Source organism: Variovorax sp. TBS-050B (genome assembly GCF_029893635.1).
Taxonomy (GTDB): Bacteria; Pseudomonadota; Gammaproteobacteria; order Burkholderiales; family Burkholderiaceae_C; genus Variovorax.
Map to the genome: position 1 here is coordinate 658,245 of NZ_JARXYR010000002.1, position 11,718 is coordinate 669,962.

Genomic DNA, 11,718 nt, shown 5'->3' on the forward strand with positions numbered 1-11,718 from the left:
ATGGGCTTCACGCCGTCCCAGCTCGGCATCCTGAGCCTCGCGCTGCTGGCGCTGGGCCTGCTTGCGATGGCGGGCCTGCTGATCGGCGGCGAGCTCCGGCGCGCGCGCCGCGGCAGCGTGCTGGGCCGGGCCATCCGCCGCGGCGGCGAAGGCACGCCGGTCGATGCCGCCGAGCCCGAAGCGCCCCCGCCCTCCGACGTCGAGCTGCCCTTCCACTGGCTCGACACGCGGCTCGGCCGCCTGCTGGTCGCCGACGAGGACCGCAACCTCATCGACCAGTGCGGCTTTCCTTCGCAGCGCGCGCAGCTGATCTTCCTGGTGCTGCGGGTGCTGCTGGCCGTGCTGCTGCCGGTGGCCGCCTACTGGGTCTGGGCCGGCGGCCAGCCGCAGCGCCAGGTGTTCGCGGTGCTGGCCGCGGCCTTCGTGATCGGCTTCATGGCGCCGAAGTGGCTGCTGGCGCGGCAGGCCGCGTCGCGGCGCGAGCGGGTCGCCCACGAGCTGCCGCTCTTCGTCGACCTGTTGCGCCTGCTGCAGGGCGTGGGCCTGAGCCTCGACCAGAGCCTGCAGATCATGGCGGCGGATTTCTCGCACGTGCTGCACGTGCTCGGCCACGAACTCGCGATCGCCAACCGGCAGTACAGCCAGGGCCGCACGCGCGAGCATTCGCTGCAGCGCCTGGGCACGCTGCACAGGAACGACAACCTGACGAGCCTGGTGGCGCTGCTGGTGCAGGTCGACCGCCACGGCGGCGCGGTGCAGGAGCCGCTGCGGCAGTACAGCGAACGGCTGCGCGAGCACCGCCGTGCCGAGATGAAGGAACGCATCGGGAAGATCACCGTCAAGATGACCGGCGTGATGGTGATCACGCTGCTGCCGGCGCTGGTCATCGTGACCGCAGGTCCCGGGTTCCTCGCCGTCTTCCGTTCGCTGGGAGCCCTTGCCAAATGACCGCACGCCTCGCGCCCCCCGCCTTCCGACGCCTGCCCGGCGGCGTCGCCTCCGTCCTCGCGCTCGCATGCGCGCTCGCGGCCACCGGCTGCGCCGGACCGAAGGATGCCTATCCCGCGGTCGCCGAAGCGCAGCAGCGGCAGGCCGCGGAAGAAGGCGCCAGCGCACGCGCCGGCAGCCAGATCGACACCCAGGCCACCTACCTCAAGCTGGTCGAGCAGATGCAGCAGGAAGGCCTGTGGTTCGCGTCGCTCGCGCACATCGATGCACTGGAGCAGCGCTGGGGCGCTTCGCCCGAGTCGACGCGCGCGCGTGCCGAGGCGCTGCGCCACGCCGGCCAGGCCGCGCAGAGCGAGACCGCCTACCGGCGGCTGCTCGGCACGCCGCTGGCGGCAGCCGGCTACCGCGGACTCGGCCTGCTGGCCGGGGCACGCGGCGACTATGCCGAGGCGGTGCGCATGCTGCGCCAGGCGCGCGATCGCAATCCCACCGATGCGCTGCTGCTCAACGACCTGGGCTACGCCAGCCTGCGCGCGGGCCAGGTCGCCGAGGCGCGGCTGCCGCTGATGCAGGCGCTGCAGCTCAGGCCCGACAACCCGCAGGCGCAGGCCAACCTCGCGATGTACCTCGAGGCCACGCAGCAGCATGCGCAGGCCGCGGCGCTGATGGATGCCAACAAGATGCCGCCGGCCACGCGCGCGGCGATCCGCGACGCCGCACGGCAGCTCGCACGGCCCGCAGCGCCACCGGTCGTCGCCGCCACGCCGGTCGCCGGCGCACCGGTCCTCGACGACAGCGCGATCCCGCTGCTGCTCAAGCCCTCCCAGACCACCCTCCGGCCGCGCGCCGGCTCGAACCCCCGAGGTGCCCCATGAAATCACAAGCCCTTGTCCGCCGCTGTCCGGCGCAGCCGCTGCTGCATGCGTGCGGCTTCGTGCTGGCGGTCGCGCTCGCGTTCGCGGCCGCGCAGGCGCGCGCCGACGACACGCCCGCGGCGCCGCTGATCGAGGAGAACGCGCAGGCCGTGGCCGAGATGCAGCAAGAGCCCGGCTCGCCGCCGCCGCTGCGCGTCGGCGATGCCACCGGCGCCCTGCTGGCCTGGCAGCGCTCGGGCGAGATCGCGTCGCCCACGCCGCGGCCGATCGCGGGCCCGGTCGCGTTTCGCAGCTACGAGCGCTACCTGAAGAGCTTCGAGCATCCGATTCCCGAGTACCTGAATTCGTCGGTGAAGAAGGCGCCGGGCGACAGCGGCAAGTAGCCCACGCCGCCACGCACCGCACACGCCCATGAAGAAGATCCCGCATCGCCGAACCGCCCGCGCCCAGCGCGGCGTGTACGCGGTCGAGTTCTCCATCGTGTTCCTGCTCGTGTTCACGATGCTCTACGCGATCGTCTGCTACGCCATCGTGTTCACGCTGCGCAGCGGCCTGCAGAACGCCGCCGAGGACGGTGCGCGCGCGGCCCTGCGCTACCAGGCCACCTGGGACGCGCGGCGCGCCGAGGCGATCCGCGTGGCCGAGGCGCAGATCCCGCTCAACCTGCCGGTGGCGCCCGTGGTCACGGCGCAGCGCTGCCAGCTGACGGATGCCGGCACGAGCAACTGCGTCACGCCGAACTGCGGCGGCGCCTGGGCGCAGCGCTGCCAGGTGGTGGTGACCGTGACCGCGGGCAGCATGGCGAGCCTGCTGCCGCCGCTGCCGAGCTTCGCGGTGCCCGACACCATCGCCGGGCAGGCGAGCATGCTGCTCGACGGAGGCATGCTGTGAGGCAGCCCGCGCGCCTGTCGCGGGCGATGCGCCGGCAGCGCGGCATCGCGGCGATCGAATTCGCGCTCGTCTTCATGACGCTCTTCTTCATCATCTATGCGCTCGCGACCTTCGGCGCGGTGCTCTACACGCAGCAGGTGGTCGCGCGCGCGGCCGAGGACGGCGCGCGCGCCATCCCGCGGCTGCTTTCGCCGCCGGTGGCCGCGAACGATGCGCGCGTGCGGGCCGCGGTGTACGACTCGCTCTCGGCCTCGCTGGTGGTGCCCGCCGCCAGCAGCGGAAGCTGGAGCAGCAAGCGCAGCTGGATCGCCGCCAACACCACCGTCGCCGTCACGCTCGGCGCCCCGGCCGGCGGCGGCGCGGGCACCACGGCGGTGGTGACGCTGAGCTATCCCTACAGCGCCAACCGGCTGCTGCCCACGCTGCCCGTGCTGGACACCAGCCGCTGGATGCCCGACACCCTGCGCAGCCAGGCGGCGGTCGCGACCTCTTCCTGACGCGGAGCGCACCGATGAACCACGCCATGCACGCCTCCCTCCGCCACGCCGCGCGCCAGCGACGGCCTGCCGCGCGCGGACGGATGCGCGGCTCGGTGGTGGTGAACGCCATCATCGCCGTCTCGCTGGTGCTGATCGTGCTGATCGGCACCCAGGTGGGCTACATGTTCTACGTGAAGCGCGAGCTCCAGAAGACCGCCGACCTCGCGGCGCTCTCGGGCGCGCAGGCGGTGCAGCCCGCGAGCTGTACCGATGCCAGCGCCGCGGCGGTCGCCAACGCGGCGCAGAACATGCCCGCGCTGCTCGCGCCGGTGAGCGCGGCCGAGGTGCAGTGCGGGCACTGGGATCCGGCGGCCCATCCGGCGCCGCTGCATTTCGGCACCCCGTCCGCGGGCCAGTACCTGAACGCGGTGCGCGTCACGCTCACGCGCACCGCGCCGCTGCTGCTGCCGGCGCTGCCGGGCAACCCGGCGTTCGCGATCAGCGTCGAGGCGCTCGCGGCCAAGCGGCAGCCGCTCGCATCGCTGAGCATCCGCAGCACCCTCGCGACGGTGGACACGCAGCGCTCGGTGCTTCTCAATGCGCTGGTAGGCGGGATGCTCGGCGGTTCGCTGAGCCTGTCGGCCGGCGGCTGGCAGGGCCTGGTCGATTCGCGCATCCGGCTGCTCGACTTCCTGGACCAGCTCAAGCTGGACCTCGGCATCAGCACCGCGGGCTATGACGGCGTGCTCGGTACCGACGTGAATGCCGGCGTGCTGCTGCAGAGCATGATCAAGGTCATGGAGCGCGGCGGCGCGACCGCGAACGTCGCGGTGCAGGCCCTGCAGCAGATCGCGCTCGCGGCGCAGGCGTCGCCGGTGGCGCTCAAGCTCGGCGAACTGCTCGACGTGGCGACCGGCACCGACACCGCCGGCCTGCAGACCGACCTGCAGCTCTTCGACCTGGTGCAGGGCGTGGTGCAGCTCGCGAACGGCAAGAATGCGCTGGCCGCCGACATTCCCGTCAGCCTGCCGGGCATCGCGGGCGTCACCGCCAAGGTGCGCGCGATCGAGCCGCCGCAGGTGTCGGCGGTGGGCAATCCGGCGCTGATCGATCCGAGCCAGGGGGTGAGCGATCCGAACCGGATCTACGTGCGGACGGCGCAGGTGCGGCTGCTGCTGTCAGTCAACCTGAGCGGGCTGAGCAACGTCGTTTCGAATCTGCTGTCGGCCGTGACGGCGGCGATCTCGCCGCTGATCAATTTCCTCGAGAGCGTGGCCACGCTGAACCTGGGCACCATCGTGTCCGATCTGGTCGGCACCATCGCCTGCGGCGGCATTCTTCCGGCCTGTGCGGAAACCAAGGTCATCTATGCCTCGGCGCTTTCCGCTCCCATCGACGTCAGCCTCAGCTCGGGCAACGGCGCCGCACTCGTCACGGGCCACACCTGCGGCGTGGGGGAGAACAAGACCCTCGCCGTGCAGGCCTCCACCAGCGTGGCACAGCTTCACATCGGCAAGGTGACGAACCCCTTCTCTTCGTCCGCGCCGGCCTTGGCGGAGCCCGTGGAACTGATCGAGATCGGCTACAGCGTGGCGAGGTTCGACTCATGCCTGCTCTCGCTGATCTGCTCCGGCAAGAAGTGGAAGAATGCGGCCGGCACCTTCGTGACGGACCCGGCCAGCGCGAAGAAGAACGTCATCTCCGGCCTCGGCCTGTCGGTCAACGCCGACGTGGGCGGCAGCGCGGGCGGTCAGGCGCTCAACTACGCCGCGCCCGCGGCGGCGAACCTGCCCGAGATCGATGCCGCGCCCTACGACGGCCCCGGGCTCGATCCCTCGTTCCAGCCGCTCAGCACGCAGTCGCTGGTGCAGAGCCTCGGTCCGGCGCTCGGCAGCGTCAAGGTGCAGGCGTATGCCAGCAGCACCAGCGGCGTGCTCGGCCCGCTGCTCAACGGCACGCTGGGCCTCGTGAGCGGCCTGCTCAACACGCTGCAGAACATCGTCAAGGATGCCCTCGCCCCATTGCTCGACCCCGCCGTCAACCTGCTGCTGGACCTGCTCGGCATCGACCTCGCCAGGGCCGAGGTCGGCGCCCGCCTCTCGTGCCACCGGGGCGTCGAGCTTGTCTACTGATTCACGTACTTCCTCATGAGCGCTGCTTCCAACTTCGAAGAACTCGACCTCTACGTCTGGGAAGGCAAGGCCGACATCCTCGAGCGCATCGCGCGCTGCATGGCGAGCTTCGACGTGGAGGTGATCCGCGCCGACGGCATGCCGCCGCCGCCGCAGGACCGCGGCACCGCGCTGCGGCCCTCGGTCGCGATCCTCAGCGTCACCGTGATCGACAACGGCGGCCTCGCGCATGCGACCGAGCTGCTGCAGGGCATGCCGGTGATCTGGGTCGCGGCGGCCGCGCGCGAGCGCGACTCGCGCACCTACCCGCCCGAGTACCTGCACGTGCTGCCCTACGACTTCACCTGCGCCGAACTGCGCACCATGGTGGCCAAGCTCGTGCGGCAACTGCGCGCGCGCGACGTGGCGCCGCAGCCGCCCGACGAGCTGGTGGCGCATTCCGATGCGATGAAGTCGCTGCTCGCCGAGGTCGGCGCCTTCGCCAACTGCAACCACAGCGTGCTGGTGCGCGGCGAGACCGGGGTGGGCAAGGAGCGCATCGCGCAGCAGCTGCACCTCGGCCACGAGCACTACGGCAAGGGCGCCTTCGTGGCGGTGAACTGCGGCGCGATTCCCGACGGGCTCTTCGAGTCGCTGTTCTTCGGCCACACCAAGGGCTCGTTCACCGGCGCCGTGCATGCGCACCGCGGCTACTTCGAGCAGGCCACCGGCGGCACGCTGTTCCTCGACGAGATCGGCGACCTGCCGAAGTACCAGCAGGTCAAGCTGCTGCGCGTGCTGGAGGACGGCGCGGTCACGCGCCTGGGCGCCACGGCGCCGATCCGGGTCGACTTCCGCCTCGTGGCCGCCACCAACCGCAACCTGCGCGAGATGGTGGCGAGCGGCGAGTTCCGCGCCGACCTGTTCTACCGGCTCGCGGTGATCGAGCTGCACGTGCCCAGCCTCGAGGAGCGCGGCGAGATCGACAAGATCGCGATCTTCAAGGCGCTGCTCGCCAACGTGCTCGGCGACGAGCTGGAGACGCTGGGCGAGACCCCGCACTGGCTCAGCGACGCGGTCGCCGAGATCTACTTTCCGGGCAACGTGCGGCAGCTGCGCAACCTCGCCGAACGCGTGGGCGTGATCGCGCGGCAGATGCGCTGCTGGGACCAGAACCTGATCCAGCGCGCGATCGCCCTCACGCGCGGCACGCCGACGCCCGCGATGGTGGCAGGCAACGGCAACGGTGCGGGCGGCATGGCGCTCGACGGCGAGCGCCGCGGCTGGAACAGCACCGAGCGCAACCGCATCATCGCGGCGCTGGAGGTCAACGACTGGAAGCGGCAGGACACCGCGCAGCACCTGGGCATCAGCCGCAAGGTGCTGTGGGAGAAGATGCGCAAGTACCAGATCCTCGACGGCGAACCGGGCATCCCCGAAGAGACTTAGCCCGCCGCGAGGGGCCTCAGCGCGCGGAGAGACGCGGGGTGCTGCGCAACACCGCCGCCGAGCTGGCGGCGCTCCGGTCCACCACCGGCTCGCTCGCACACGCCGCATTGCTCGAGATGCACAGCATCGAGAGCATCCCGTCCTCGCTCAGCGCGGGGCGGCTCGGGGGGCCGAAGATGCGGTCGATCCAGGGGCTGCCCGCTTCCGGGTCGATGCGCAGCTCGCCCACGGTGCGCGCGAGGCGCAGCTCGGTGATGCGGAGGTCGAACACCGCATCCACGTAGTCGAACAGCAGGTTGTAGTAGTCGAGCTGCGCGTCGAGCACGTTGGGCAGCGTCTCGCGGCCGAACTCCATCAGCCGGCGCCGGCCGCGGAAGGCCTGGCCCGAGGTGCTCACGGCTTCCATGAGCTGGCGCTCGCGCTCGCGGCCCGAGACGGTGCGCGCCCACGAGGCCGAGGTGAGTTCGAGCAGGTTGAGGCGAACGCCCTCCAGCTTGGCTTCCTGGTTGGCCACTTCGGCCAGCGCGGACTTGAGCCGCAACTGGCGGTCGAAGCCGTTGCCGAAGTTCCAGTTGAGCTCGAAGGCCGCGCGCGTCGGGTCCTGCGGCGACACGCCGCGCGGATCCTTGCTCTTCACGACCACCGCATCCACCGTGGGCCAGATGCTGGCCTCCTGCTGCTCGACGAGCGCCTGGGCGCGCGCGACGCGGTTCTTGGCCTCGGCGATCTCGGTGCTGCGTTCCTCGGCGCGGCGCAGGGCTTCCTCGCGCGAGGCGATGCGCCAGTAGGCGGGCGCTGCAAGCACGGGCAGCGAGGCCGCGTCGGGCATGAAGCGGAAGTAGGTGTTGAACTTGGCGAGCGCCTCGTCGCGCTGCGCCTCGAAGTCGGACTCGCGCGCGGCCACGCTGGCGCGGCGCGAGGCGGCCATGTTCAGGTCGTTCTCGCCGGCCGCGCCGAGCGCGACTCGCCGGGCCTCGATCCGCGAGAGCTCGGCCACCAGCTCGGTGGACTTGCGCGCGATCTGCTTCTTGAGCTCGAAGCGCTGCACCTGCAGGTAGGCGGTGAGGGCATCCAGCACCACCTTCTGCGAGGTGGTGACCACCGCCTCGTCGTCGGCCTGGTGGCCCGCTTCGGCGGCGCGCAGCGCGGCGCTCATCGCGCCGCCGTCGATCACGCTCACGCGCGCCTCGGCGGTCAGCACGGTGTAGTTCTGCGACCTCGCATCGGCCGCGCCGCTGTTGTAGCTGCCCGAGGCGGTGCCCATCTTGAAGCGCGGATAGCGCGCCTTCTTCGCGGTCTCGACGCCGAAGCCGCTGGTGTTGGCCGCCGCCTGCGCGGTCTGCACTTCGGGGTATTCCTGCGACAGCGCGATCAGCGCCTGCTTCACGCGCTGGGCGTAGCTCGCGGCACCGAGCGAAGGCGTGGAGAGGCGGCGCGCGGGCGCGAGCCGGGCGGGTGCCTCGTTCGCGTTCTGTGCATCCTGCGCCGCCGCGACCAGCGGCGCCAGCGCAAGGCTCGCGCACAGCGCCGCGCACAGCGCGCCGGTGCCGCGGCGCCGGCCTGTCGAGTGGCGCGCGCTCATGGTTCGCGGAAGGCTTCGCGCCGCAGCTTGAGCACGGGACGCAGGATGTACCAGATGAACGGATCGGTGCCCACCTTCAGGTCGACCTCGGATTCCATGCCGGCGGTGATGCGGTTCTCCTTCTGCCCGACCCAGGTCTGCTCGGTGCTGACCAGGATGCGGTAGTAGGGCGCCGCGTTGGCGATGGCGGGATCGCGGTCGGCGTCGGCCGCCACCAGCGTGACCTTGCCGTCGACCGCGCCGTAACGCAGGTAGTCGTAGGCCGTGATCTTCACGCGCGCGCCCTGCCCGATCTCGACGAAGCCGCGGTCGTTGGGATTGAGCCGCGCCTCGATCATGACCTCGTCCTTGTCGGGCACCACTTCCATGATCGGCTCGCCGGGCTTGATGACCCAGCCCGGGCTCGCGCTGCGCAGCCCCTTCACGATGCCGTCCGCGGGCGCCTTCACGACGGTGCGCGAGCGCTGGGTGCGCGCCCGTGCGAGGTCCTCGTTCAGGCTCGCGAACTGCCGCTCGACGGTGGCCAGTTCGTCGGAAGCGCGGCGGCGGAAGCGGCCCTCGGCCTCGGCCATCTTGGCCTCGGCCTCGGTGATCGCGGCACTGGCCGAGATGGCGCCCTGGCGCGCGACGGCGAGTTCGCTGCGCACGCCCTCGACCAGGCGGCGCTTCTCGAGCACCTCGACCTGCCCGACCAGCTTCTCGCTGAGCAGTTGCTCGGAGATCTCGAGTTCCTTCTGCATCAGCGCCAGCCGGTCGTTCAGGCCCTTGACCTTGGCCTGCTGCTCGAGCTGCCGGCTGCGCGCCTGCTCCAGGCCCGAGACCGCGCCCGCCATCACGCCGCGCTGCTCGAGCGCGCGCGCCTGGTAGGCGCCGACCTCGCCATCGAGCACGCTGGCGTCGATGTCGGCGGCAAAGCTCTCGCGCTTGAGCGGCTGGCCGCGGCTCTCGGCCATGAGCCGCACGCGCGTGGCCTGCGTGGCCGCATGGCGGGCGGTGAGTTCCTCGAAGTTGAGGCCGCTGCCGCCGAGGTCGATCTCCACCAGCGACTGGCCCTGCCGCACCCGGTCGCCCTCCTTCACCAGCACGTTGCTGACGATGCCGCCTTCCAGATGCTGGATCGACTTGACGCGGTCCGACGGAATCACCCGGCCCGGCGCCACCACCACGGTCTCCATGGGAAAGCCCAGCCCCACCACGGCGAGCAGCGCCACCACGCCGCCGATGATCCACTGGCGCCGCCGGCCTGCCGGCGATGTCTGCGCCGCGCGCTTGTGTTCTTCGTCCTGAAGAATCTGCGGCAAATCCGATTTCAAGATCGCTGTCCCCTGTAGTTCACGCCATCGAACGGTTCGCGGCCGTGCCCGGCCCATGCGCGCCGTCGGCGCCGTCCTCGGAATCGGTCAAGGCCACGAGGGCCTTCTTCACGCCGAAGAGCTTCGGCACCATGACGGCGGCCGTGCCCTGCTCCACGTTGCCCTGCCCGGTCACGTGGTAGACGGTGGTCGCGGCCGACACGATGCGCAGCGAATGCGTCACCACCACCACGGTGCGCACCTTCGCCACCGCGAGCAGCGTGGCGAGCAGCGCGCGCTCGCTCTGGAAGTCGAGGTCGTTGCTCGGCTCGTCGAGCACCAGCACCGACGGCTTGCGCAGGAAGCTCATGGCCAGCGCCAGCTTGCGCCGCTCGCCCACCGAGAAGCCCACGCCGCCCTCACCCACCACGGTGCGGTAGCCGTCGGGCAGCCGCGAGATGAAGTCGTGCGCGCCCGAGAGCTTGCAGGCCGCCACCACCTGCTCGTCGCTCTGGCCGGGCGCGGTGCGGCGCATGGTGTCGATCAGCGGGCCGCCGAACCAGTAGACCTCCTGCGAGAGGTAGCTGATCCAGCGCGACAGCTCCTCGCGGCCGAACTGCGAGAGGTCGTACTCGCCGATGCTGATGACGCCGCGCGTGGGCGTGTACAGGCCCGACAGCAGCTTGACCAGCGTCGACTTGCCGGCGCCGTTGCGCCCGACGATCACATGCAGACCGCCCGGGCCGATGTCGAGGTCGACGTTCTCCAGCACCGGCTTGTGCGCCTCGGCGTCGAAGCCGAAGCTCACGTCCTTGAGCGTCACGCGGCCGAGCGGCTGCGGCAGCGTCATGCCGGTGGGCGGCTTCTCGACCGGCTCGGCCAGCACCTTCTCGAGGCGCTTCGCCGCTTCCTTGGCGGCGGCCAGCGAGCGCCAGCTCGACACCAGCCCCGCCACCGGCTGCAGCGCCTTGAGCGCGAGCATGTTCGAGGCCACCAGGCCGCCGACGGTCATCCACTGCTCCATCACGGCCACTGCGCCCACCGTGACGACGATGACCGAGAACACCGTCAGCAGCACCGTGGTGCCGTCGCGCGCGGTCTCGATCTGGCCGTTCTTGCTGAAGCTCTCGCCGAGCCAGTCGTTGTAGGTCTGGCGCCACATCTCGACCGTGGGGCCGTCGTTGGCCTGTGTCTTGAGCGTTTCGCGCGCATTGCAGATCTCCGCCGTCATGCGGTCGAGGCCGCGGCCGCGCTGCACTTCCTCGACGCGGCCGGTGCGCACCTCGTCGGCCCACCACCAGGCCAGGAAGGCCATGATCGCGAGGAACAGCGCCACCACCGGCAGCACCGGCAACGCCACGATGCCGATCACCGCGAGCGCGAAGACCGCCATCGGCAGGTCGAAGATCGATTGCGCGAGGCCGCCCGTGACGGTGCCGCGCACCGAGGCCACGTCGCGGAAGTACTGGTGCCACACCGAGGCGGGCCGCGATTCGAGCATGCGCAGCGGCCGGCTCAGCATCGAGTGCAGCAGCGCGCCGGACACGCCGTGGTCGATGATCGCGCCCGCGTTGCGCAGCATGCGCGAACGCCGCGTGCGCAGCCAGAACTCGATGCACAGGAAGAACAGGATGCCGCTCACCAGCGCCGCCAGCGTCGAGACGCCGCTGCGCGACAGCACGCGGTCGTACACCTGCAGCAGGAAGATCGAAGGCAGCAGACCGAAGAGGCTGATCGGCAGCGACCGCCATGCCGCGCTCTTCACCAGCGGGTAGGCATCGCGGAATGCCTTGTGCAGCGCGCCTGCGTAGGGACTGCCGCCCGGCTCCTCGGGCAGGTCGGCCACCAACTGGGTGGGCAGGAGAAACTTGATCATGGGAAGGCCGATCCGTCGGCAATGACGCCGACGGTCATTATCGACTGTTACCCGACTGTTACAACAGCCAAATCACGCATCAGGCGAGCGCAAGTGCAACGTTGGCGCAGAGCAACATGCACAGCAGCCATGCGCAGAGCAGCTGGACCCAGCCGAGCCACCAGCGCCGCGGTGTCGGCGCATGCTGGCGGGACAGGAAGAGGGACATGTCTTGT

Annotated in this window: 11 protein-coding genes; 7 read left to right on the forward strand and 4 right to left on the reverse strand. The window is 70.9% G+C overall.

What is annotated here, in order from left to right:
• The 7 genes from M2165_RS06105 to M2165_RS06135 are packed head-to-tail and all read left to right on the forward strand — an operon-like array spanning position 1 to position 6,753.
• Entirely contained in the window at positions 1–948 is a 948-nt protein-coding gene (locus tag M2165_RS06105) for a type II secretion system F family protein (RefSeq protein WP_280817480.1), read from the forward strand.
• Positions 945–1,823 carry a tetratricopeptide repeat protein gene (locus tag M2165_RS06110; protein WP_280813783.1) on the forward strand — a complete coding sequence of 293 codons (879 nt, stop codon included), beginning with the start codon at positions 945–947 and terminating at the stop codon, positions 1,821–1,823. The genes M2165_RS06105 and M2165_RS06110 overlap by 4 nt, the downstream gene beginning before the upstream one ends.
• Complete coding sequence (locus M2165_RS06115) at positions 1,820–2,206, forward strand: DUF3613 domain-containing protein (RefSeq protein WP_280813784.1); 387 nt, start codon at positions 1,820–1,822, stop codon at positions 2,204–2,206. The genes M2165_RS06110 and M2165_RS06115 overlap by 4 nt, the downstream gene beginning before the upstream one ends.
• Positions 2,207–2,234: 28 nt before the next feature.
• Positions 2,235–2,714, forward strand: coding sequence for a pilus assembly protein (locus M2165_RS06120; protein WP_280813785.1), 480 nt, complete (start codon positions 2,235–2,237; stop codon positions 2,712–2,714).
• Positions 2,711–3,211, forward strand: coding sequence for a TadE/TadG family type IV pilus assembly protein (locus tag M2165_RS06125; RefSeq protein ID WP_280813786.1), 501 nt, complete (start codon positions 2,711–2,713; stop codon positions 3,209–3,211). Before M2165_RS06120 ends, M2165_RS06125 begins: the two co-directional genes overlap by 4 nt.
• 26 nt (positions 3,212–3,237) lie before the next feature.
• Positions 3,238–5,325 carry a TadG family pilus assembly protein gene (locus tag M2165_RS06130; protein WP_280813787.1) on the forward strand — a complete coding sequence of 696 codons (2,088 nt, stop codon included), beginning with the start codon at positions 3,238–3,240 and terminating at the stop codon, positions 5,323–5,325.
• A gap of 15 nt (positions 5,326–5,340) precedes the next feature.
• Positions 5,341–6,753 carry a sigma 54-interacting transcriptional regulator gene (locus tag M2165_RS06135; RefSeq protein ID WP_280813788.1) on the forward strand — a complete coding sequence of 471 codons (1,413 nt, stop codon included), beginning with the start codon at positions 5,341–5,343 and terminating at the stop codon, positions 6,751–6,753.
• A 16-nt stretch (positions 6,754–6,769) separates the two neighbouring features.
• Here the strand turns inward: M2165_RS06135 and M2165_RS06140 are convergent, their stop codons facing one another.
• The 4 genes from M2165_RS06140 to M2165_RS06155 form a co-directional block, all read right to left on the reverse strand.
• Positions 6,770–8,335 (reverse strand): TolC family protein, encoded by a 1,566-nt coding sequence (locus M2165_RS06140; RefSeq protein WP_280813789.1) that lies wholly within the window; start codon positions 8,333–8,335, stop codon positions 6,770–6,772.
• A complete protein-coding gene (locus M2165_RS06145; RefSeq protein WP_280813790.1) occupies positions 8,332–9,648 on the reverse strand; it encodes an HlyD family type I secretion periplasmic adaptor subunit in 1,317 nt (438 codons plus the stop codon). Before M2165_RS06145 ends, M2165_RS06140 begins: the two co-directional genes overlap by 4 nt.
• 19 nt (positions 9,649–9,667) lie before the next feature.
• On the reverse strand, positions 9,668–11,503 hold the full coding sequence (locus M2165_RS06150; RefSeq protein WP_280813791.1) for an ATP-binding cassette domain-containing protein: 1,836 nt from the start codon (positions 11,501–11,503) through the stop codon (positions 9,668–9,670).
• A 79-nt stretch (positions 11,504–11,582) separates the two neighbouring features.
• Positions 11,583–11,711 carry a hypothetical protein gene (locus M2165_RS06155; protein ID WP_280813792.1) on the reverse strand — a complete coding sequence of 43 codons (129 nt, stop codon included), beginning with the start codon at positions 11,709–11,711 and terminating at the stop codon, positions 11,583–11,585.
• Positions 11,712–11,718 lie beyond the last annotated feature (7 nt).

Coding starts and splice junctions, on each gene's coding strand:
- M2165_RS06105 (WP_280817480.1), top strand. CDS start 1: ATGGGCTTCACGCCGTCCCAGCTCGGCATCCTGAGCCTCGCGCTGCTG.
- M2165_RS06110 (WP_280813783.1), top strand. CDS start 945: ATGACCGCACGCCTCGCGCCCCCCGCCTTCCGACGCCTGCCCGGCGGC.
- M2165_RS06115 (WP_280813784.1), top strand. CDS start 1,820: ATGAAATCACAAGCCCTTGTCCGCCGCTGTCCGGCGCAGCCGCTGCTG.
- M2165_RS06120 (WP_280813785.1), top strand. CDS start 2,235: ATGAAGAAGATCCCGCATCGCCGAACCGCCCGCGCCCAGCGCGGCGTG.
- M2165_RS06130 (WP_280813787.1), top strand. CDS start 3,238: ATGCACGCCTCCCTCCGCCACGCCGCGCGCCAGCGACGGCCTGCCGCG.
- M2165_RS06135 (WP_280813788.1), top strand. CDS start 5,341: ATGAGCGCTGCTTCCAACTTCGAAGAACTCGACCTCTACGTCTGGGAA.
- M2165_RS06140 (WP_280813789.1), bottom strand. CDS start 8,335: ATGAGCGCGCGCCACTCGACAGGCCGGCGCCGCGGCACCGGCGCGCTG.
- M2165_RS06150 (WP_280813791.1), bottom strand. CDS start 11,503: ATGATCAAGTTTCTCCTGCCCACCCAGTTGGTGGCCGACCTGCCCGAG.
- M2165_RS06155 (WP_280813792.1), bottom strand. CDS start 11,711: ATGTCCCTCTTCCTGTCCCGCCAGCATGCGCCGACACCGCGGCGCTGG.